This is a genomic window from Agreia bicolorata (genome assembly GCF_000938265.1).
Classification (GTDB): domain Bacteria; phylum Actinomycetota; class Actinomycetes; order Actinomycetales; family Microbacteriaceae; genus Agreia; species Agreia bicolorata.
The window spans coordinates 351,493-371,717 of the sequence record NZ_JYFC01000001.1; the positions used below are offsets into that span (position 1 = coordinate 351,493).

The 20,225-nt window shown below is 65.1% G+C and carries 18 protein-coding genes and 1 other RNA gene; 9 read left to right on the forward strand and 10 right to left on the reverse strand.

Features of this window, described 5'->3' with window-relative positions:
- Positions 1 to 24: 24 nt before the first annotated feature.
- Entirely contained in the window at positions 25 to 3,852 is a 3,828-nt protein-coding gene (locus TZ00_RS01645) for a multifunctional oxoglutarate decarboxylase/oxoglutarate dehydrogenase thiamine pyrophosphate-binding subunit/dihydrolipoyllysine-residue succinyltransferase subunit (RefSeq protein WP_174436054.1), read from the forward strand.
- Between the two features lie 52 nt (positions 3,853 to 3,904).
- On the opposite strand, the gene TZ00_RS01650 is transcribed toward TZ00_RS01645, so the two are convergent.
- Together TZ00_RS01650 and TZ00_RS01655 are read right to left on the reverse strand one after the other, a co-directional pair.
- Positions 3,905 to 4,147 carry a zf-HC2 domain-containing protein gene (locus tag TZ00_RS01650; protein WP_044438780.1) on the reverse strand — a complete coding sequence of 81 codons (243 nt, stop codon included), beginning with the start codon at positions 4,145 to 4,147 and terminating at the stop codon, positions 3,905 to 3,907.
- Positions 4,144 to 4,764 (reverse strand): sigma-70 family RNA polymerase sigma factor, encoded by a 621-nt coding sequence (locus TZ00_RS01655; RefSeq protein ID WP_055781940.1) that lies wholly within the window; start codon positions 4,762 to 4,764, stop codon positions 4,144 to 4,146. The genes TZ00_RS01650 and TZ00_RS01655 overlap by 4 nt, the downstream gene beginning before the upstream one ends.
- A gap of 202 nt (positions 4,765 to 4,966) precedes the next feature.
- On the opposite strand from TZ00_RS01655, the gene aroA reads away from it, so the two are divergent.
- From aroA to hisN, 3 genes are read left to right on the forward strand one after another with little or no spacing between them, the layout of a single operon-like run.
- Positions 4,967 to 6,340 (forward strand): 3-phosphoshikimate 1-carboxyvinyltransferase, encoded by a 1,374-nt coding sequence (aroA, locus tag TZ00_RS01660; protein WP_044438781.1) that lies wholly within the window; start codon positions 4,967 to 4,969, stop codon positions 6,338 to 6,340.
- On the forward strand, positions 6,337 to 7,380 hold the full coding sequence (rsgA, locus tag TZ00_RS01665; RefSeq protein WP_044438783.1) for a ribosome small subunit-dependent GTPase A: 1,044 nt from the start codon (positions 6,337 to 6,339) through the stop codon (positions 7,378 to 7,380). The genes aroA and rsgA overlap by 4 nt, the downstream gene beginning before the upstream one ends.
- A gap of 13 nt (positions 7,381 to 7,393) precedes the next feature.
- Positions 7,394 to 8,191, forward strand: coding sequence for a histidinol-phosphatase (gene hisN / locus TZ00_RS01670; protein ID WP_044438785.1), 798 nt, complete (start codon positions 7,394 to 7,396; stop codon positions 8,189 to 8,191).
- Between the two features lie 29 nt (positions 8,192 to 8,220).
- Here hisN and TZ00_RS01675 read toward each other — a convergent pair whose 3' ends face one another.
- Genes TZ00_RS01675 through TZ00_RS01690 form a run of 4 tightly spaced genes read right to left on the reverse strand, consistent with a single transcriptional unit; the run spans position 8,221 to position 12,980 of the window.
- Positions 8,221 to 8,895 carry a DUF4166 domain-containing protein gene (locus TZ00_RS01675; protein ID WP_084605840.1) on the reverse strand — a complete coding sequence of 225 codons (675 nt, stop codon included), beginning with the start codon at positions 8,893 to 8,895 and terminating at the stop codon, positions 8,221 to 8,223.
- Between the two features lie 6 nt (positions 8,896 to 8,901).
- The gene (locus TZ00_RS01680) at positions 8,902 to 11,571 is read right to left on the reverse strand and encodes a phosphoenolpyruvate carboxylase (protein WP_084605841.1); all 2,670 of its coding nucleotides are present in this window, start codon (positions 11,569 to 11,571) and stop codon (positions 8,902 to 8,904) included.
- Positions 11,572 to 11,616: 45 nt separating this feature from the next.
- Entirely contained in the window at positions 11,617 to 11,946 is a 330-nt protein-coding gene (locus TZ00_RS18565) for a protealysin inhibitor emfourin (protein ID WP_052521193.1), read from the reverse strand.
- Positions 11,943 to 12,980 carry a M4 family metallopeptidase gene (locus TZ00_RS01690; protein ID WP_044438786.1) on the reverse strand — a complete coding sequence of 346 codons (1,038 nt, stop codon included), beginning with the start codon at positions 12,978 to 12,980 and terminating at the stop codon, positions 11,943 to 11,945. The genes TZ00_RS18565 and TZ00_RS01690 overlap by 4 nt, the downstream gene beginning before the upstream one ends.
- Before the next feature lie 69 nt (positions 12,981 to 13,049).
- Here TZ00_RS01690 and TZ00_RS01695 point away from each other — a divergent pair, with 69 nt between their 5' ends.
- From TZ00_RS01695 to TZ00_RS01705, 3 genes are read left to right on the forward strand one after another with little or no spacing between them, the layout of a single operon-like run.
- Complete coding sequence (locus TZ00_RS01695; protein WP_044438788.1) at positions 13,050 to 13,436, forward strand: hypothetical protein; 387 nt, start codon at positions 13,050 to 13,052, stop codon at positions 13,434 to 13,436.
- A complete protein-coding gene (locus TZ00_RS01700; protein WP_044438790.1) occupies positions 13,437 to 14,633 on the forward strand; it encodes a glycosyltransferase in 1,197 nt (398 codons plus the stop codon).
- The gene (locus TZ00_RS01705; RefSeq protein WP_044438792.1) at positions 14,630 to 15,361 is read left to right on the forward strand and encodes a PIG-L deacetylase family protein; all 732 of its coding nucleotides are present in this window, start codon (positions 14,630 to 14,632) and stop codon (positions 15,359 to 15,361) included. The genes TZ00_RS01700 and TZ00_RS01705 overlap by 4 nt, the downstream gene beginning before the upstream one ends.
- A 62-nt stretch (positions 15,362 to 15,423) precedes the next feature.
- Here the strand turns inward: TZ00_RS01705 and ssrA are convergent.
- Positions 15,424 to 15,820, reverse strand: a transfer-messenger RNA (tmRNA) gene (gene ssrA / locus TZ00_RS19155).
- A gap of 135 nt (positions 15,821 to 15,955) precedes the next feature.
- On the opposite strand from ssrA, the gene TZ00_RS01710 reads away from it, so the two are divergent.
- Together TZ00_RS01710 and TZ00_RS01715 are read left to right on the forward strand one after the other, a co-directional pair.
- Positions 15,956 to 16,633, forward strand: coding sequence for an SIMPL domain-containing protein (locus TZ00_RS01710; RefSeq protein ID WP_044438793.1), 678 nt, complete (start codon positions 15,956 to 15,958; stop codon positions 16,631 to 16,633).
- Entirely contained in the window at positions 16,630 to 17,538 is a 909-nt protein-coding gene (locus TZ00_RS01715) for an SDR family NAD(P)-dependent oxidoreductase (protein WP_044438794.1), read from the forward strand. The genes TZ00_RS01710 and TZ00_RS01715 overlap by 4 nt, the downstream gene beginning before the upstream one ends.
- Positions 17,539 to 17,568: 30 nt before the next feature.
- Here TZ00_RS01715 and smpB read toward each other — a convergent pair whose 3' ends face one another.
- The 3 genes from smpB to ftsE form a co-directional block, all read right to left on the reverse strand.
- Positions 17,569 to 18,045 carry an SsrA-binding protein SmpB gene (gene smpB, locus TZ00_RS01720; RefSeq protein WP_044438795.1) on the reverse strand — a complete coding sequence of 159 codons (477 nt, stop codon included), beginning with the start codon at positions 18,043 to 18,045 and terminating at the stop codon, positions 17,569 to 17,571.
- A 102-nt stretch (positions 18,046 to 18,147) separates the two neighbouring features.
- Complete coding sequence (gene ftsX, locus TZ00_RS01725) at positions 18,148 to 19,062, reverse strand: permease-like cell division protein FtsX (RefSeq protein WP_044438797.1); 915 nt, start codon at positions 19,060 to 19,062, stop codon at positions 18,148 to 18,150.
- The gene (ftsE, locus tag TZ00_RS01730) at positions 19,059 to 20,132 is read right to left on the reverse strand and encodes a cell division ATP-binding protein FtsE (protein WP_044438799.1); all 1,074 of its coding nucleotides are present in this window, start codon (positions 20,130 to 20,132) and stop codon (positions 19,059 to 19,061) included. Before ftsE ends, ftsX begins: the two co-directional genes overlap by 4 nt.
- Positions 20,133 to 20,225: the final 93 nt, after the last annotated feature.

Consider the following 20,225-nt stretch of genomic DNA (forward strand, 5'->3'; position numbering starts at 1 on the left):
GATGAAGAGAGTGGGCGATCGGGCTTGTCTAGCCAAACGACCGGAGTGGAAAACGACGAGAGCGCGTCGGAGTTCGGAGCCAATGAATGGCTCGTCGAGGAGCTCTACGAGCAGTTCAAGGTAGACCGCAAGTCGGTCGACGAGTCGTGGTGGCCGATTCTCGAGAGCTACCACTCGACCGTGGTCTCCAAGGGCGGTGCAGCAGCACCCGTGACGGCCGGGCAGGCTCCACCCGCCGCGACCGAATCGGAGCAGGTCGCGGAAAGCTCCGGAGCGGCCACCCCGACCACGTCACCCGTTGCGACGGTCTCGACTGAGGCGCCGTCCGGCGCATCCGTCGCCGACCAGCGTGAAACCCAGCCGGAAGCCCGCACCACGAGCGTGCAGGCCCGCCAGGCTCCCATCCCGGCGGAAGCACCGGTGTCCGCTCCCAAGCGGGAGACCGCCGCCGAATCGACCAGCAGCGAAGACGATGCCGAGAAAGACGTCGTCACGCCCCTTCGCGGCATGGCCAAGACGCTGGCGACCAACATGGACGCCAGTCTCACAGTGCCAACGGCGACCAGTGTGCGGTCGATCCCGGCGAAGCTGCTGATCGACAACCGCATCGTCATCAACTCGAACCTCAAGCGCAGCCGCGGCGGCAAGGTCTCCTTCACCCACATCATCGGCTGGGCACTCGTTCAGGCGATGAAGGAGTTCCGCAGCCAGAACGTGTACTACGACGAGGTAGACGGAAAGCCGTCTGTCGTCGCGCCCGCGCACGTCGGACTGGGCATCGCCATCGACATCCCGAAGCCCGATGGCACACGCGCCCTCCTGGTTCCGGGCATCAAGCGAGCCGACACCATGGGCTTCAACGAGTTCCTCAGGGCATACGAGGAGCTGGTGAGCCGAGCCCGAGCGAACAAGCTCACGGCAGCCGACTTCCAGGGCACGACGATCTCGCTCACCAACCCGGGCGGAATCGGAACGGTGCACTCCGTTCCCCGCCTGATGAAGGGCCAGGGCTGCATCATCGGCGCCGGCGCCCTTGAATACCCGGCCGAGTTTCAGGGCACCAGCGCGAAGACGCTCAACGACCTGGGCATCGGCAAGATCATCACGCTCACCAGTACCTACGACCACCGCGTCATTCAGGGTGCCGGCTCCGGCGAGTACCTGCGCAAGGTGCACGAGCTGCTCATCGGCGAGCGCAACTTCTACGAGAACATCTTCGCCGAGCTGCGCATCCCCTACGCGCCGATCCACTGGGCTCCCGACATCAGCGTCGATCTCTCCGACGCCGTCGACAAGACCGCCCGAGTTCAAGAGCTGATCAACGCCTTCCGCGTGCGCGGCCACCTGATGGCCGACATCGACCCTCTCGAGTACCGCCAGCGCACGCACCCCGACCTCGACATCGCGAACCACGGGCTGACCCTCTGGGATCTCGACCGGGAATTCGTAACCGGTGAGTTCGGCGCGAAGCGCAGCGCGCTGCTGCGTGACATCCTCGGCGTGCTTCGCGACTCCTATTGCCGCAAGACCGGCATCGAGTACATGCACATTCAGGATCCCGCCCAGCGCAAGTGGATCCAGGACAAGGTCGAACAGCGCTATGCCAAGCCGGGACACGACGAGCAGATGCGCATCCTGGCCAAGCTCAACGAGGCCGAGGCATTCGAGACCTTCCTGCAGACGAAGTATGTCGGCCAGAAGCGTTTCAGCCTCGAAGGCGGAGAGTCCACGATCGCCCTGCTCGACGCGATCATCCAGGGCGCCGCAAACGAGGGGCTCGATGAGGTCGCGATCGGCATGGCTCACCGCGGTCGCCTCAACGTTCTGACGAACATCGCAGGCAAGACCTATGGTCAGATCTTCCGTGAGTTCGAGGGAACTCAGGACCCACGGACCGTTCAAGGCTCAGGAGATGTGAAGTACCACCTCGGCACCGAGGGCACCTTCCGCGGCAGCGACGGCACCGAGATTCCCGTCTACCTCGCCGCGAACCCGTCACACCTCGAGGCAGCAGACGGCGTGCTCGAGGGAATCGTCAGGGCGAAGCAAGACCGTAAGGCGATCGGAACCTTCTCGACGCTGCCAATCCTCATTCACGGAGACGCGGCACTGGCCGGACAGGGCATCGTGGTCGAGACGCTGCAGATGTCGCAGCTGCGCGGCTACCGCACGGGCGGCACGATCCACATCAACATCAACAACCAGGTGGGCTTCACGACCCCTCCCGGAGAGTCTCGCTCGTCGGTCTATTCCACCGACGTCGCCAAGACGATCCAGGCTCCGATCTTCCACGTGAACGGCGACGACCCCGAGTCGGTCGTACGCGTCGCCCAACTCGCATTCGAGTACCGTCAGCAGTTCCACCGAGATGTCTTCATCGATCTCATCTGCTACCGACGTCGCGGACACAACGAGGGAGACGACCCCTCGATGACGCAGCCGCTTATGTACAACCTCATCGAGGCGAAGCGCAGCGTGCGCCGTCTCTACACCGAGTCGCTCGTCGGTCGTGGCGACATCACCGAAGAGGAGTACCAGGCCGCCCATCGCGACTTCCAGGATCGCCTCGAGCGCGCGTTCGCCGAGACCCACGCGGCGCAGACCTCGTCGATCCCGGTCATCAAGGCTGACGGGTCGAGCGTTGCCGACCTCGAACTGCCCGACGCGCAGCAGAACGATTCATCGAGCTCCGACGCGTTCTCAACCGCCGTCGCCGAGTCGACCATCCACCAGATCGGCGACGCATTCCAGAACAAGCCCGCCGGCTTCACGGTTCATCCCAAGCTGCAGCAGCTGCTGAACAAACGCCTCGAGATGAGTCGCTCGGGTGGAATCGACTGGGCGTTCGCCGAGCTCTTGGCGCTCGGGTCACTGCTGCTCGAGGGCACCCCGGTGCGCCTCGCCGGCCAGGACACCCGCCGCGGCACCTTCGTTCAGCGTCATGCCGTACTCCACGACCGCGAGAACGGTCAGGAATGGCTGCCTCTGGCGAACCTGAGCGAGAGCCAGGCGCGGTTCTGGATCTACGACTCGCTGCTGAGCGAATACGCCGCGATGGGCTTCGAGTACGGCTACTCGGTCGAACGACCGGATGCACTGGTGCTCTGGGAGGCCCAGTTCGGCGACTTCGCGAATGGCGCCCAGATCGTGATCGACGAGTTCATCTCGTCGGCCGAACAGAAGTGGGCGCAGCGCTCGTCGCTCGTTCTACTTCTCCCCCACGGCTACGAGGGCCAGGGTCCTGACCACTCATCGGCACGCATCGAGCGCTACCTGCAGCTGTGCGCAGAGAACAACATGACCGTCGCACGTCCGTCGACGCCGGCATCGTACTTCCACCTGCTGCGCCGACAGGCATACGCTCGCCCGCGCAAGCCGCTCGTCGTCTTCACGCCGAAGGCGATGCTTCGACTCCGCGGTGCGACGAGCGACGTACCCGACCTTACGACCGGAACGTTCGAGCCCGTGATCGACGACAGCCGCGTCACGAACAAGGCATCGGTCACACGGGTCCTGCTGCACTCCGGCAAGATCCACTACGATCTGCTCAACGAGCTGCAGAAGAAGCCTGACGAGACGATCGCGCTCGTGCGCCTCGAGCAGTACTACCCGGCACCGATCGGGGAACTGAAGTCGGTGCTGAGTCAGTACCCGAATGCCGAGGTCGTCTGGGTGCAGGATGAGCCCGAGAACCAGGGCGCCTGGCCGTTCGTGGCCGTCGAGGTCGCACCGCACCTCGGTCGACCAGTGCGCGTCGTCTCACGTCCCGCAGCGGCATCGCCCGCCGCCGGCTCCGCCAAGCGGCACGCCGTCGAGCAGACGGAGCTCATCGAGCGCGCCACCGAGAGGTGATGATCGGTCGGTTTCTCGAGTACTTCTCGAGAAACCGACCGTCACTCGTTCGTCAGTGCGTCGCCTGAATCGTGCGAATCTTCAGCAGCACCTGGTCACGCAGGTCGCCGGGCGCGGTCTCGCGGCACGCGCGCTGAACAGCCTCGGTCAGCACTCGACCGACGTGCAACTCCGACTCGCAGTCGACGCATCCGGCGAGGTGCTCTCTGATGTCGTCGGCGTCCGCCGAGCAGAGCTCATTATGCAGATACTCTTCGAGTTCAGCCTTGGCCTTGTCGCAACCGCAATCGGTCATTTCTTCGTGCTCCCCGTCTTGGACGCGACATGGATGCCGCGATCTGCTGCGTAGTCGGTCAGAAGTCCCCTGAGGAGTCGTCTGCCTCGATGCAGGCGACTCATTACCGTGCCGACAGGGGTCTTCATGATGTCGGCGATCTCCTGATAGGAGAAACCTTCGACGTCGGCGAAATAAACCGCCAGACGAAAATCTTCGGGAATCGACTGAAGCGCGTCTTTGACCGCGCTGTCGGGCAGATGGTCGATGGCCTCCGCTTCGGCGGATCGGCTCGACATGGCCGTTGCCGACTCGGCCTCACCCAGCTGCCAGTCCTCCATGTCGGAGATGGTGCCCTTGTAGGGGTCACGCTGCTTCTTGCGATAGGTGTTGATGAACGTGTTCGTGAGAATGCGGTAGAGCCAGGCCTTGAGATTCGTGCCCTGCTCGAACTGCCCGAACGCGGCATAGGCCTTCACGAACGTCTCTTGAACCAGGTCTTGGGCGTCGGCCGGGTTGCGGGTCATGCGCAGGGCAGCGCCGTACAGCTGATCGAGGAACGGTATCGCCTGTTCCTCGAACAGATCCCGCGGATCTGGGGTGGCCGCTGGAGGGGTGTCAGGTGTGGAGTTGCTCATCAGAGCAGAGTCTACTTCGGCGAGGGCGCGTTCATCCCAGGCCATGCGTGGGGTTGCGACAAGCGGCCGCGCACGCTCCTGTGTCAGCATGTCTGCTCACCCTCCCCTTCGGATCCATCCCCGGGTCCGTTCCGACCCGCATACGATCAACAACGACCACCGGAACGTCGTTTATTCCGCCGTGGCGGTAATCTGGAGGGCAATGGGCATCATCAATCAACTCGATCCGCGCTTCTCCCCCTACGACGACGAGACGCCGGGGGTCGCCGCTGTTCCACCCGGCGATGCGCCGTGGCCGGCGCCGACCGCCTCCGGGCCCATCGACGCGACGGTTGTTCTGCCCGGCTCGAAGAGCCTCACGAACCGTCAGCTGGTGCTATCGGCACTGGCGGATTCGCCATCGACACTCCGGGCTCCGCTGCACTCGCGCGACACCACCCTGATGGTCGACGCACTCCGTTCGATGGGAACGACGATCGAGGCCGTCACCGGCTCCGGGCAGTTCGGTGACGACTGGCTCATCACCCCGGCCGAGGAGCTGCTCGGCAGTACAACCGTCGACTGCGGCCTCGCGGGAACGGTGATGCGGTTCATCCCACCCGTCGCGGCTCTGGCCCTCGGACCGATCGTGTTCGACGGCGACGAAGCCGCCCGGCGCAGGCCCATGACGACGACCATCTCGTCACTCCGCGCGCTCGGTGTCGACATCGCAGACGATGGCGCAGGAGCGCTTCCTTTCACCGTGCATGGCACCGGCCGCGTCGCGGGCGGGGAGATCGTCATCGACGCGTCCAGCTCAAGCCAGTTCGTCTCGGGTCTTCTGCTCTCCGCCGCTCGGTTCGACGACGGCCTCGTGCTGCGTCACTCGGGCGAACGCGTGCCCAGCCAGCCTCACATCGAGATGACAATCCAGGCGCTGGCGGATCGCGGAGTTTCCGTGGAGTCTCCCGAGCCGGGCGTCTGGGAGATGGCGCCCAGCGGCATCCGGGGTGCGACCATCGACATCGAACCCGACCTCTCGAACGCGGCGCCGTTCCTCGCCGCAGCCGTCGCCACCGGCGGCCGAGTGAGCGTCAGCGGCTGGCCCACCAGCACGACCCAGGTCGGCGCCCATCTCATCGATCTTCTGCCGCTCTTCGGTGCCACCGTGTCGCTGGTCGACGGTGTGCTCACCGTCGAAGGCACGGGCCAGATCCACGGCATCACCCTCGACCTCTCTGAAGGCGGAGAGCTAGCCCCGGCCCTGGTGGCACTGGCAGCGTTGGCCGACTCCCCTAGCGAAATCACCGGCATCGGGCACATCCGACACCACGAGACAGACCGCCTCGCGGCGCTCGCGACCGAGATCACCGCGCTGGGAGGCGTCATTACCGAACTCGACGACGGCCTTCGCATCGAGCCGGCGCACCTTCACGGCGGCACATGGAAGACCTACGCCGACCATCGGATGGCCCACGCGGGCGCGATCATCGCTCTCGTCACGCCCGACGTCCTCATCGAGGACATCGCCACGACGTCGAAGACTCTTCCCGAGTTTCCCGAGCTCTGGAGCGCGCTGGCCGCGAGCTGCTCATGACCTGGTGGTCGAACGACGATGATGACGACGACGAGTCGGAGTACGACGAGTCGAGCGTTCGGATAAGGCCGAACCCCAAGGGCAACAAGCCGCGCACGAAGATCCGCCCTGAATACGCCGACGCCGTACCGGGGCGCATCCTGACCGTCGACCGTGGACGCTTCACGGTGCTGGTCGACGAGGACACGCCGACCGAGCGAGCGATCACCGCATCCCGCGCCCGCGAACTGGGAAAGACCGCCATCGTGACCGGAGACCGGGTCGGCCTCGTCGGCGACACGTCCGGTGCCGAGGGCAGTCTCTCCCGCGTGGTCAAGATCACCCCGCGCAGCACGCTTCTGCGGCGCAGCGCCGACGACACCGACGCCGTCGAGCGCGTCATCGTGGCCAATGCCGACCAGATGCTGATCGTCGTCGCCGCCGCCAACCCCGAGCCGCGCGCACGACTCGTCGATCGTTATCTGGTCGCCGCCTTCGACGCCGGTATCACCCCGATCCTCTTCATCACCAAGACCGACCTCGCAGACCCGGCGGAGTTCCTCTCGGAGTTCGACTGCCTCGACCTCACGGTGGTCACGGGTCAACGCGACGAGCTGCCTCTCGACGAGCTGAAGGCGCTGCTCATCGGGCACACGACCGTTACCGTGGGCCATTCCGGAGTCGGCAAGTCCACCCTCGTCAACGCACTCGTACCGGGAACCGACCGGGCGATCGGGCGAGTGAACGATGTCACCGGCAGGGGCCGGCACACCTCGTCGTCGACCCTGGGTCTTCGAGTGCACGACGACGAGGGCCGCTCCGGCTGGATCATCGACACGCCGGGCGTACGTTCGTTCGGCCTCGGTCACGTCGACCCCGCGAACGTGCTGAAGTCGTTCGCACGCATGGCGATCCCTTCCTCGGTGCCGCCACCCGATGGTGTCGCGCTCAGCGAGGCTCACGACTGGGAGATCCTCGACAGGGTGAAGGCGGGTGAGCTCGGAGAAAGCGGCAAGGCGCGCATCGAGTCGCTGCAGAAACTCGTGACCACGCTGAGCTAGCTACGCTGGCATCATGACTGTCTCGTACGCCGACGACCTCGCCCTCGCGCTCGATATCGCCAACGCGGCCGATCGCATCTCGCTCGACCGTTTTATGGCACTCGACCTGGTGGTCGAGAAAAAGCCCGACCGCACGCCGGTGACGGATGCGGACAAGGCCGTCGAACGGGAGATCAGAGACCGACTCGCAGAGGCGCGCCCCGGCGACTCGATCCTCGGCGAGGAGTACGGCGCAGAGGGCGACTCCTCCCGGCAGTGGATCATCGACCCCATCGATGGCACGGCGAACTACCTCCGAGGCGTGCCGGTGTGGGCCACACTGATCTCCCTTGCGATCGATGGCGTTCCGGTTGTCGGCGTGGTCAGTTCGCCTGCCCTGGGCAGGCGCTGGTGGGCGGCGAGCGGCGAGGGCGCCTGGACGAGCGACCAGACCCTTGCGGCAAACACGGAGCCGCGCCGACTGCAGGTCTCCCGCGTCGCAGGGCTGGCCGACGCCAGCATCAGCTACAACAGCCTCAAGGGATGGGATGAGGCCGGGCGCCTCGAGAGCCTGCTGTCGCTCTCACGTTCGGTCTGGCGCACCCGAGCCTACGGCGAGATGTGGTCGTACATGCTTGTGGCCGAGGGCGCGCTCGACGTGGCCGGCGAATTCGACCTCCAGCCCTATGACATGGCCGCGCTGATTCCCGTGATCGAGGAGGCCGGAGGCAGGTTCACGTCGGTCGATGGAACTTCAGGGCCGTGGTCGGGCTCCGCGCTCGCCAGCAACGGGCTGCTGCATGACGACGCACTTCGCGTCCTCTCCGAGTAATCGTCCGCTCCCGCGCGATAGCCCAAACGTTAGTACCGGCGGTTGATGCGCGCGGTATCGACGTCGTCGACTGAACCGGCACGAGGGTCGTAGACGAACGAACCTCGATACTCGAACACCCGGCCGAACACCGGATGCGTGAGGGTCACGTCGACCTGTTGGCTCGCCGTCGCGGTGTCCCAGCGCTCGAGGAGATCCACGCGCGCGGAGAGGATCCGGGGAACCGGGACGCGCAGACGTCCTAACCACAGCCACGTGCCGACCGATCGCATCCGGAGCCACCCCTCGGGCGAGACGGAAAGTCTCAACGAGACTTCGAGGAAGCGGGTTCTGCCGAGGAAGTCGTGCAGCAAGCCATCACGGCCGGCCAGCATCGTGTCCTGCATTGTGCGAGTCACCCCGGCGAAGGCGAAGCTGCGGGTCGAGCTGAGGCACAGCCGGCCGTGGGCATCGGAATGCGGCACGTTGACCACGGTGAGGCCGACGTCGCGGCCTCGGTCGCCGAACAGGGCGTCGGCTCGGGCTGTCGCGGCAAACAGGGGTACGAGCCAGGTCTTCGATGGCCCCGCGAATTCGTATACCCCGCGGCCGATTCCGGCCTCGCCTCGCGCTGCGCCGCCGACGTAGTGCGACAACTCCGGCTGCAGCAGCGCGACCCGGTCACCGAGTAGCGCCTGATACACGGAACGACGACCAACCGACACGACGTTCTATCCCGTGTTCTGCAGACCGGCGGCAACCCCGTTGACGGCGAGCAGCAGCAGTCGGTGCGTATCGTCTGCCGGATCGACACTGCCTGATTGGCGAACAGCTCGCAGAGCGCGAAGCTGCAGAAGGGACAGGGCGTCGACATAAGGACTGCGCAGACGAACCGCGCGCTGCAGCACCGGACGACCCTCGAGGATCTCGCCATGCCCGGTTGTGCGCCGGACCCACTCGCGTGTGATCTCCATCTCGTCGAGCACGAGCGAAGCCAGGTCGTCGCGATCGCCCAGGGCGAGGTAGCGCTTGGCGAGCCTGTCGTCGGTCTTCGCGAGCGACATCTCCACGTTGTTGATCATGGCGGTGAAGAGAGGCCAGCGCTCGTAGGCGTCGCGCAGAGCGTCGACATCTCCCACGGCGGCGAGGGCCGAACCCAGGCCGAACCAGCCTGTCAGGTTGATGCGCGCCTGAGTCCACGCGAACACCCAGGGAATGGCTCGCAGATCTTCGAGTGACTCGACCGACAGCCCGCGGCGCGCTGGGCGGGAGCCGAGAGCGAGCAATCCCACCTCTTCCATCGGCGTCACCTGCGCGAACCAGGGCGCGAAGCCGTCGGCCTTGATGAGTTCGAAGAAGCGTTCACGCGACCGGAGGTCGAGAGTGCGGGCGATGTCGGCGAAATCGCGCGTGGCAGTGTTGTTGGCCTCTTCGTTCGACGGACTCGACGCGAGCAGCGTTGCAGCGGCCATCTGTTCGATGTGGCGCGCTGCGATCGCCTTGTCGCCGTACTGGGCGAAGATCACCTCGCCCTGCTCGGTGAGCTTGAATCGGCCCTCCACAGACCCGCCGGGCTGGGCCATCACGGCCTCGTTCGCCGGTCCGCCGCCGCGGCCCAGGGCACCGCCTCGACCGTGGAACAGCGTCAGCTCGATGTCGTTGTCTTGGGCCCAGCGTGAGATGCGCTCCTGCGCCGAGTAGAGCGCGAGCGTCGCTGAGACCGGCCCCACGTCCTTCGAGGAGTCGGAGTATCCGAGCATGACCTCGAGCCGTCGACCCGTCGCGGCGAGCCGTTGCTGCACCTGCGGCAACGTGATCATCTCGTCGAGGATCGTTGTGCTCGCCTCGAGGTCGGCGAACGTCTCGAACAGAGGAACCGCGTCGAGAACCGGGGCGGCCTCGGGTGAGCCGAGGGCCGCCTCGGCCAGAGCGAACACCGTGGCGATGTCGGCAGACGATTGGGTGAAAGACACGATGTAGCGGCGGGCCGCTGCCGTGCCATAGCGCTTCTGCAGCGTCGCGATGGTGCGATAGACCGAGAGGACCTCCTGGGTCATCTCGCTCGTCTCGCCGCCGGCCCGGATCTCCTCCAGCGCCTGGCGATGCACCTTCGAATGCTGACGAACCTCGAGCTCGGCCAGGTGGAAGCCGAAGGTCTCGACCTGCCAGATGAGGTTCTGCAGTTCGCCGTTGGCGCTGCGGTCCGCTCCGGCCTCACGCAACGATTGCTGGATCACACGAAGATCGGAGATCAGCTCATCGGGCAGCCCGTAGGCAAGTTCGGTGCCCTGACGGGTGGCGACGATACGCGCCGCGACAACCATGAGCACCCGACGGTGCGGCTCATGCGGCGAACGCGTGCCGATCTGGCTCGTCACCTGGGGCGCGATCGACTGCTGCCGCTCCCACAGTGCCATCAGCGCCTCACTGGCCGGGGTGTCCTCGGAATCGAGAGTCAGCGTGCGTCCGATGCGCGTTGCCGCATGCTCGAGGCCGAAGAGAATGTGCTCGCTGGCGATCGCAGCGGCCTCTTCTGTCACCGCTGCCGTGACGAAGGGGTTTCCGTCGCGATCCGCTGCAATCCAGCTTCCGAGCCGCATAAATGCCGGAGCCACAACGGGTGCCTTGCCCGCCTCGGAATCGAGCATCCAGTCGTCGAGAAGCCGGTACACCTGCGGCACGACCTGGAACAGGGTCTGATCGAAGATGTTCATCGCCGTACGAACCTCGTCGAGCGGCGTCGGCCTGGTCGTGCGCAGCGGAGATGTACGCCAGAGCACATCGATCTGCTCGAGCAGGCGCCGTTCGATCTCTGCCGCAGCCAACCGGCTCTGCTGGCCGGCATCTCTGTCGGAGAGAAGATCGCTGATACGTCGGATGGCCGAGGCGACCGCCCGGCGTCGCGCCTCCGTTGGATGGGCCGTGAGCACGGGATGGAATCGCAACGAGGCCAGTCGCTCAGCAGCCTCCTCCCGACCGACCTCGTCGACAAGGCGTTCGATCGCAGCGGGCAGAGAATCTGCGGGCGCCGGATCGCTCGGAGACGCGAATCGGGTTTTCAGTACCCGAACCCTGTGGTGCTCCTCGGCCAGATTCGCCAGGTGGAAGTAGCTCGTGAACGCCCGCGCGACCTGCTCGGCGCGCACGGGAGTAAAGGAGTCGACGAGCTTCTCCGCATCTTCGATAGAGGCGTTGTTCTGCTTCTCGTACGCGTCGATCGTGAGCTCGCGCAGCCGCTCCACGTCGTTGAGCAGCTCTGCTCCGCCGGCTTCGGTCAGAATTCTTCCGAGCAGCGCTCCGAGCAGACGAACGTCGGCGCGCAACGCCGCGTCGACCTCATCGCGAATGCTTCTGCGGCTGGGCTCGGGATTGCCGGGGGTCGTGTCAGCGAAATTCGTCACCGACCTAAACTAGCGCGCCCGTGTTGACGGCATGTTTCGGTGTCGTCATATGTCGGCACGATCATCCGACTGCACGCGATTGACCAACTGCTTCCATGGGCCGACGACTCGAGTCTCGGGAAGGGTCGCGCGCAGCTCGGAGTCGACGGCGTCGGAAGCAGCAGCCGAGGCATCGGGCGGCGACTCGACCGTGATCACGAAGACGAAGCGATCCGGCACGCCGTCGCCGTCGAGGTCTATGGCTTCGTTCCAGGGGCAGGCATCGAGGATCTGACTCCACTCGTCGAGTGCCGACTCAGACGCTGTGTCGATCTCGACGCGCCAGATTCGACGCAGGCCTGCGAAGCCTCCGGTGCGAACGACCGTGATGTTCACGGCCGCACCCCCACCGATGACCAGGCACGTTCGACCGCATCGAGTTCGCTCGAGCCACCGCCGAAACGGCTCCTCGCAGCCCCGGCTGTCGCCCGCGCGAAGTCGGCGAACGTCGCCGTGGGTGCAAGCGCGCCGCCGGTGATGGTGTCGTACCAGATCTGACCGGCGCGGTGCCACGCGAAGCCACCGAGTGAATCGGCCACCAGATAGAACGCTCGATTCGGAATGCCGGAGTTGATGTGGACCCCGCCGTTGTCGTCGCTTGTCTCGACGAAGTCACGCATATGAGCGGGCTGGGGATCGACGCCGAGGATGTCGTCGTCGTAGGCGGTGCCGGGAGCCTTCATCGAGCGGAGCGCTGCGCCCTCGACCATCTCGGTGAAGAGTTCTGCCCCGATCAGCCAATTCGCTTCGGCCACGGTCTGCCGCCGGGCATACTGCTCGACCAGGGCGCCGAACACGTCTGAGACGGACTCATTGAGAGCGCCGGACTGCCCCGAGTACTCGAGCGGATTGGAATACTGCGTCACCCCGTGGCTGAGTTCGTGCCCGATGACGCTCAGCGAGAGGGTGAACCGTCGAAAGATCTCGCCGTCGCCATCGCCGAACACCATGCGCTCCCCGTCCCAGAAGGCGTTGTCGTACCGAGCCCCGTAGTGCACCGTGGCGTCAAGCCCGAGCCCTCGGTCATCGATGGATGCCCGACCGAAGGCATCCGCGAAGAGAGCGTAGGTCGCGCCGAGCCCGTCGTAGGCCTCGTCGACCGCAGGATCTGCCGTCGGTGCGCCGCCTTCTCTCCGCACAACCGTGCCCGGCAGAACCTCGCGGCCACCGGCGTCGCTGATAGTGCGCCGAGGACCGTGGCCGGCCTGCGTCGGATGGGCGGGGCGCAGCATCGCTGTTTGGCGGGCTGCGCGTAGCGGCTGTGTGTGCATCAACGTCTCGTGTGCCGCCGTCGCGACGGTCTCGAGACTGGTTGCGTCGAGTCTCGACAGCCGAGCTAGCAAGTACGGGGGAACAATCATGCATCGCATATATCGAGCCTCGCACTCGCCACCGACATCGTCCACGAGACGCGTAGGCCTCGGGCTAGAATTTGGGGTATGACGACTGCTTCAGCCCCGGCCACCACCTCCGCCCCAGTCACGTATCTGACCAAGGCAGTCGGCGGCGGTCTCTTCGTTCTCTTCTGGGCCATCGCCATCGTGCTGTGGGTACTGGTCGGTCAGTTCGACGACGCCGGGATTCGCGGATTCGTCGCCGACGCAGGAATCGTCTTCGCTTCCCTGGGAACGGCGGCCCCATTCCTGGCCACGACCCGATCGCTGAAGATCGCGCTCGGCTGGGGCGCCGTGGCCCTCGGCCTGTTCGCGCTGGCCGACCTCGGGCAGGTCACGGTGATCGTCTACCTCCTGCGCATGTTCGTGCCGCTTGTTGCGCTTCTCGCGCCCGTCAACAAGTTCCTCAACGGTTACCGAGTGTTCGTTTAAGTGCTGCGCATAGCTCTCGTCTGCCTGCACACCTCACCGGCTGACGAGCCCGGTTCCGGCGACGCCGGAGGCATGAACGTGGTCGTTCTGCACCAGGCCCAGGCTCTCGCGTCGCTCGGGCACGACGTCGAGATCATCACCAGACGATCCACGGCGGCCGCACCGTCGGTTCTCGCACTTGGCGAGCGTCTTCGTCTGCGCCTCGTCGACGCCGGTCCGGCGAGGCCCGCCGCAAAGGGTGACCACGAAAACTACATCGTCGAGTTCGGCGAACGGCTCTCGGAGCTCGGTCCATTCGACGTCATTCATTCTCACCACTGGTTCTCCGGAATGGCAGCGCTGCCCGTCGCGCGCGCCCGTCGCATCCCCCACATCCAGAGCTTCCACAGCATCGCAGCCGACGACTCGACCCCACTCTCCGACGGGGAACGGTCCGAGTCTCCGGGGCGCATGGCCGGAGAATCCTGGCTGGCGCGCGAATCCGACGCTGTGATCGCGATCAGCGAGGCCGAGGCACTCACGATCGAAACTCGGCTGGGTGGTTCGCGTGAGCGCATCACTGTGGTCTCCCCCGGGGTCGACAGCGATCTCTTCGCTCCTTCCGCATCCGAACCCGAATCGAACGCACGTGCGCCCTATGCGGTAGTCGCCGCCCGATTGCAGCCGCTGAAAGGTCTCGACCTGGCGATCGAGGCCATCGCGGCCGTATCGCCCGATCTCCGTCCCGAACTCGTGGTGTCGGGCGACGCGTCCGCCGATTTTGACGGCTACGTCGATGAGCTCTCACGGCTCGCCGAACTCCGAGGCATCGGTGACACAGTGCACTTCATCGGGCCGCAATCCCGTGAGGCGCTCGCCGCGCTGCTGCGCCAGGCACGGGTCGTCCTGATCCCGTCGCACTCAGAGACATACGGGCTCGTCGCACTCGAGGCGGCAGCGAGCCGCGTTCCCGTGGTCGCGGCTGCGTCGGGAGGCCTCCAAGAGGCGGTCATCGACGGCGTCACCGGCATCGTCCTCGACTCTCGAGATCCCGAGGTCTGGGCGCAGGCGATCACGCGGCTCCTTTCCCACAGCGACGAGGCGAATGCCCTGTCGATGAAGGCCCGTGAGCGCGCAGAGGCACTCAGCTGGTCACGCTCGGCCGAGGCGCTCCTGCGCGTCTACAGCAGCCTCGTTTCGCCGCTCGCGGCCGCATGAGCATCCTCGATGGTGTGCACAGTGTCTTGTTCGTGCACGCGCACCCCGATGACGAGACGCTTGCCACAGGTGCGCTGATCTCCGAGCTGGTCGCCCGAGGCATCCGGGTGCAGCTGGTGACCGCGACGCGAGGCGAGCGCGGTGAGATCGTCGCCGGTGCGCTCGAGGTCGAACCCGACCCCGAGACGCTGTCTGAGATCCGCGAAAATGAGTTGAGCGCAGCGTCGGCGATTCTCGGCATCAGCGACAGATATTGGCTCGGCAACAGCCCTGCGCGCGCTCGGAGTCATGCCGACCGAAGATATCGCGATTCGGGCATGTCCTGGGTCACCCCCGAACTCGCCGGCCCGTCGCCTGACGTCACGCCGGACGCACTCGTCAGCGCGTCACTCGATGAGGTGACCAACGACCTGGCGGCGCTGATCGAGGTTACCTGCCCATCTCTCGTCGTCGGCTATGACAATGCAGGCGGATACGGGCATCCGGATCACGTTCGCATGCACGAGGCGACCGTTGCCGCGTGTCGCATAACGCGCACGCCGTGGGCCGAGATTGTGGCCGAGTCCGGCGACTACGTCGAGTGGTTCGAGCTCGAACATCGGCTGCCAACAGTCGCGGAGGCTCTTCGCGCTCACGCCACTCAGGTTCGTGTAGACGGCGACGACATCGTGCACTCCGGCGGCCAACGGCAGGCCATCCCGACATCCGTTGGACTTCGCGCGGGCTGAATGACGTCGGCTGGGCATTCCCCCCACCGAGAACTTCTCAACAGTGCATGATGTGACCTCAATGGTGGAGATGCGGGGAATTGAACCCCGGTCCACTGCTGTGATTCTGCGCCTTCTACGGGCGTATCCTGTTGAGTCGTTCTACTCGGCCCCGAGCTTTGCTACAGGCATCTAGCTCGACGGGCCCAGCCCGAGTGCAAGTCCCTCCGCGCCCTCAGGCGTAACGCGGAAGCAATCTCTCTGAATATCGCCAGAACCCGGGTAGAGAGCATTCCCGGACTGACGGTCTCTATTTAGTGCTTAGAAGAGAACTACGCCGCGAGGGCGAAGTCTGCCTGAGCAGAGACAGTGCGGTTTGAATTGGCACTTATTGTTTTTCAGAGATCGTTAACGAGATAACCCTGAATCCTCGGCCCGCTTCTCGCAGTTTCGCAGGCAGTGTCGAAACCGATCATCCCCAAGCGGGGTCACTATCATGCACTGTTGAGTTGTGTCTTGCGCACCAGCACCTCAAAGGATGCAGCCCCCTATCCTACGACAGATGCGCGGCAATCGCCAGCACCGCGCGTACGTGGTCGCGGATAAAGTGAAGCCATGAGCGAGACCATCATCACCGTCACGGCGTCGACCGACACTCACCACTCTCCGGAGCGCGCGACCGTGCAGCTCGCCCTCGGTTTCGAAGGACCCGAGCGTCAGCCGGTATTCGAGAAGACTCGTCAGCTTCACGCGGAGACGTCTGAAAGCCTCCGTGCGTTGCACGATCCGATAGCCGACGCCGTCACACGATGGAGCGCCGATCAGGTGAGTGTGTGGGGCCAGCGCCCCTGGAGTCAGGACGGCGCCCAGCTGCCGCCGGTGTATCACGCCACGACGACCGTGCGCGCCCGCTTCCGTGACTTCTCGGCGTTGGCGACGTGGATCGATTCCGTCGCATTCCGTGACGGCGTGACGGTGACGTCTGTCGAGTGGACTCTGACTTCGGCGACGCACTCCGCTCTGCAGGCGGAGGCTCAGAAGACCGCGATCGTGTCGGCCCGCTCGAAGGCGCAGAGCTATGCAGAGGCACTCGGGCTATCAAACCTCCGACCGATCGCCGTCGCCGACCCCGGGATGCTCGGAGACGTCGGAGGCGCTGGCTCCACCATGAGCGTCGCCCGGTTCGCCTCACACGACCTGGCTAAGAGCGGCGAGGGCGAGCCGCTCGACCTGACGCCCGCCGACGTCGTCATCAGCGCATCCATCGAAGCGCGATTCGCGGCCACGGCATGAGCCGCGACCTCATCGGCCGAATCATCGTCGTCACCGGCGGCAACGCCGGACTCGGATACTTCACCGCCGAACAGCTCGCCCTGCGGGGTGCCCGGGTAGTCATCGCGAGCCGCAACGAGGCCAAGGCAAAGCTCGCCATCGACTCCCTCCACCGCGAAGTAGAGAACATCGAGCCGCCGTCATACGTGCATCTCGATCTCGCCGACCTCGCAAGCGTGTCGCGCGCATCCGACGAGCTGGTCGCGCTGCCGTCGATCGATGTCCTGGTCGCGAATGCCGGTATCACCGAAAGCACTGCTGACTCGACGACAGTCGACGGGTTCGAGAGCATGTTCGGCACCAACCACCTCGGCCACTTCGCCCTGATCTCGCAACTCATGCCGTCACTTCTCACCACCGCCGACTCGCGAATCGTTCATCTCGGCAGCATCAGCCACCGCTTCTACGCCCTCGACCTCGATGAGCACGATTCGCCCGAACGATTCCGCAGCTTTCGAAGCTACTCACGCTCGAAGCTGGCGGTGATGACGTTCGCCTTCGAACTCGACCGACGACTTCGCGAGTCGGGCCACGACACGCGGAGCATCGTCGCGCATCCCGGATTCGCTCTCGATGAGTTGACACCCGCACGGCCGGGCATCACGCCAGACACCAGACCCGGAGCCGCGGTGCGGACGCTGCTCGGCTCGTTTGCTCAGGGCAAGGATGCCGGTGCCTGGCCGATCGTGATGGCCGCCACGGACGAGTACCTGCGTGGGGGCGAATATGTGGGGCCGGCCGGTTGGCAGCAGCTGCGCGGTCACCCGCGCGTCACCGCCGCCAAGGCGTGGTCACGCGATCGAGCTATCGCAGCCAAACTGTGGCACCTGTCGGAGAACCTGACCGGAACATCCCTGCGCCTGTAACCGCCGGTCACCGACCGCGCGGAAGATCGCTCAGTCGCCGAGGTTGCGTCGAGCCGACATGGCCCTGTCGGACTCACGCTTGTCTTGCCGCTCACGCAGTGTCTGGCGCTTGTCGTACTCGCGCTTTCCCTTTGCCACCGCCAGCTCGACCTTAGCGCGCCCGTCACTGAAGTAGAGCTGCAGGGGAATGAGGGTGTAACCGCCCTCTTTCGTCTTGTTGTGCAGCTTGAGGATCTGCTCTTTGTGCAAGAGCAGCTTGCGCTTGCGACGCGGGGTGTGGTTGTTCCACGTTCCCTGCGTGTACTCGGGAATGTGCACCGCATCGAGCCACACTTCGCCGTTCTCGATGAACGCGTAGCCGTCGACCAGCGAGGCACGACCCATGCGCAGCGACTTGACCTCTGTGCCATTCAAGACCATTCCGGCCTCGTACGTCGACTCGATTGTGTAGTCGTGCCGAGCCTTGCGGTTGGTCGCGACGACCTTCTGACCGCTCTCCTTGGGCACGTTGTACTCCTGACGATGTCGTGTGCCGCACCTCGCGCGCGGCAGCCGTCCAGTATACGCCCAGCCGCGCGGCTCGCGCTGCCCGCGCCCGCTATGCGGCGATCAGACCTTGAGGTAGCGAGTGATGGCGAATTTCGCCGACAGTGCAGCCAGCACTGCTCCCACCACGATCAGAATCGGAGCGACAAGCAACGCGTCGCCTGTGCTGACGAACGACGTGAACGGCAGCTGATTCAGCAGCCAGCCCTGCACGAAGAACTTCACGATCGCCCAGATGGCCAGCCCCGCGAGGGCCGATCCGATGAGCGACGCGATCACGCCCTCGATGATGAACGGGGTCTGAATGAACCTGTTCGACGCACCGACCAATCGCATGATGCCCAGTTCTCGACGACGTGAGAAGGCCGATAGCCGGATGGTCGTGGCGATCAGCAGGACAGCCGCGATCAGCATGATGGCGGCGACGGCGATTGCTGTGTAGCTGGCGGCGTTCAGCACTGTGAAGATCTGCTCGAGATAACTTCGCTGGTCGGTGACGCTCTCGACACCGGCGAAGCCCGACAGACTCTCGACAAGCACGGCAGACTGCGTGGGGTCTTTCAGATTGACCCAGAAGGTCTGCGGCAGCAGGTCGGGCGTCACATAGTCGGTGACCGGATTGCCCTTGAACTGCGCCTGGAAGTTCTCGAACGCCTGATCGTGGTTCTCGAAGTAGTATTTGTCGATGAACGGCGACAGGGTCGGACCGTCGAGCTGCGCCTGCACGGCGTCGATCTGATCCTGCGTCACGTCACCGTTTCCGCAGGTCTCCCCCGTGTCCGTGGCGGTGCAGAGGTAGACCGCGACCTGCGCCTTGTCGTACCAGTAGTTCTTCATCTGGCCGATCTGCATCTGCAGAAGGATGGCCGTGCCGACGAAGGTGAGCGAGATGAAGGTGACGAGCACGACGGAGATGACCATCGAGACGTTGCGTCTGAGGCCGGTGCCGACCTCTCCGAAGATGAGTCCGAGTCTCACGAGGTGGGTCCTACGTTCTGGTCCTTGGCTGGATCGATTCGTTCACCGGGAGCGCGAAGCCCCAGCTTCTCGGCCAGGCCGAGTTGATCGGTCACAGGATCGACGGGGCGGGGCGTCGCTGACAGCGGCGCCGGTGGCGTGGATGCGGCGGGCACGGGTGCTGGGGGCGCCGATACGGCCGGCTCGCCCTGCTCGGGCGCCTGGGCCGCCGGCTTCTGAGCCGGTGCGACAGGGGCCGACGGTGTCTGCGGCGTCGACGATGTCTGTGGCGCCACGACCGGAGTCGAGAACGTCGGGGTCGAACCACTCATTCCGCGACTGCCGCGCACCATTCCGGGAATGCCGATCTCGGCGGTCATGCCGCTGTCACGCAGAGCGATCTCGGCAGTCATTCCGTAGCCGCCCTCGAGCTCGTCGCGAACAACCTCGCCCTGAACGAGCTCGATCACGCGGCGCTGCATCTGGTCGACGATGGCATTGTCGTGGGTGGCCATGATCACCGTGGTGCCGCCAGCATTGATGCGCTGCAGAACCTGCATGATGCCACCGCTGGTGAGCGGGTCGAGGTTACCTGTCGGCTCGTCGGCGAGCAGGATGGCGGGCTTGTTGACGACCGCGCGGGCGATGGCCACGCGCTGCTGCTCACCACCCGACAGCTCGTGCGGAAGACGGTTGGCCTTCTCGTTGAGACCGACCATGGCCAGCACGTCGGGCACGGCCTCTTGAATGAAGCCGCGAGACTTGCCGATGACCTGCAGCGTGAACGCCACGTTGTCGAACACGTTCTTGTTGGGTAGAAGGCGGAAGTCCTGGAACACGACGCCGAGGTTGCGCCTGAAGTAGGGCACCTTCCGCGACGAGATCGTTCCCAAGTCTTGACCGAGCACGTGGATGCTGCCGCTCGTAGGCTTGTCTTCCTTCAGCACAAGGCGCAGGAAGCTCGACTTGCCGGAGCCCGAGGCCCCCACAAGAAAGACGAATTCACCACGGAGGATCTCGAGGTCGACGCGGTTCAGCGCCGGCTTCTTGGTCCCCCGGTAAATCTGGGATACGTGATCAAATCGAATCATGGCAGGTTGAGCTTAAGCAGGACGGGGAGCTACTCGACGCGCGACTCGCCACGGATCGCCGATTGGCGCTCGAGTCTGAACGCAAGCCCGGTA

Excerpts from the sequence above, each read along its gene's own strand:
- TZ00_RS01650 (WP_044438780.1), bottom strand. The coding sequence starts at position 4,147 with ATGACCGATTGCGGTTGCGACAAGGCCAAGGCTGAACTCGAAGAGTAT.
- TZ00_RS01655 (WP_055781940.1), bottom strand. The coding sequence starts at position 4,764 with ATGAGCAACTCCACACCTGACACCCCTCCAGCGGCCACCCCAGATCCG.
- aroA (WP_044438781.1), top strand. The coding sequence starts at position 4,967 with ATGGGCATCATCAATCAACTCGATCCGCGCTTCTCCCCCTACGACGAC.
- rsgA (WP_044438783.1), top strand. The coding sequence starts at position 6,337 with ATGACCTGGTGGTCGAACGACGATGATGACGACGACGAGTCGGAGTAC.
- hisN (WP_044438785.1), top strand. The coding sequence starts at position 7,394 with ATGACTGTCTCGTACGCCGACGACCTCGCCCTCGCGCTCGATATCGCC.
- TZ00_RS01690 (WP_044438786.1), bottom strand. The coding sequence starts at position 12,980 with ATGCGATGCATGATTGTTCCCCCGTACTTGCTAGCTCGGCTGTCGAGA.
- TZ00_RS01695 (WP_044438788.1), top strand. The coding sequence starts at position 13,050 with ATGACGACTGCTTCAGCCCCGGCCACCACCTCCGCCCCAGTCACGTAT.
- TZ00_RS01705 (WP_044438792.1), top strand. The coding sequence starts at position 14,630 with ATGAGCATCCTCGATGGTGTGCACAGTGTCTTGTTCGTGCACGCGCAC.
- TZ00_RS01710 (WP_044438793.1), top strand. The coding sequence starts at position 15,956 with ATGAGCGAGACCATCATCACCGTCACGGCGTCGACCGACACTCACCAC.
- TZ00_RS01715 (WP_044438794.1), top strand. The coding sequence starts at position 16,630 with ATGAGCCGCGACCTCATCGGCCGAATCATCGTCGTCACCGGCGGCAAC.
- ftsE (WP_044438799.1), bottom strand. The coding sequence starts at position 20,132 with ATGATTCGATTTGATCACGTATCCCAGATTTACCGGGGGACCAAGAAG.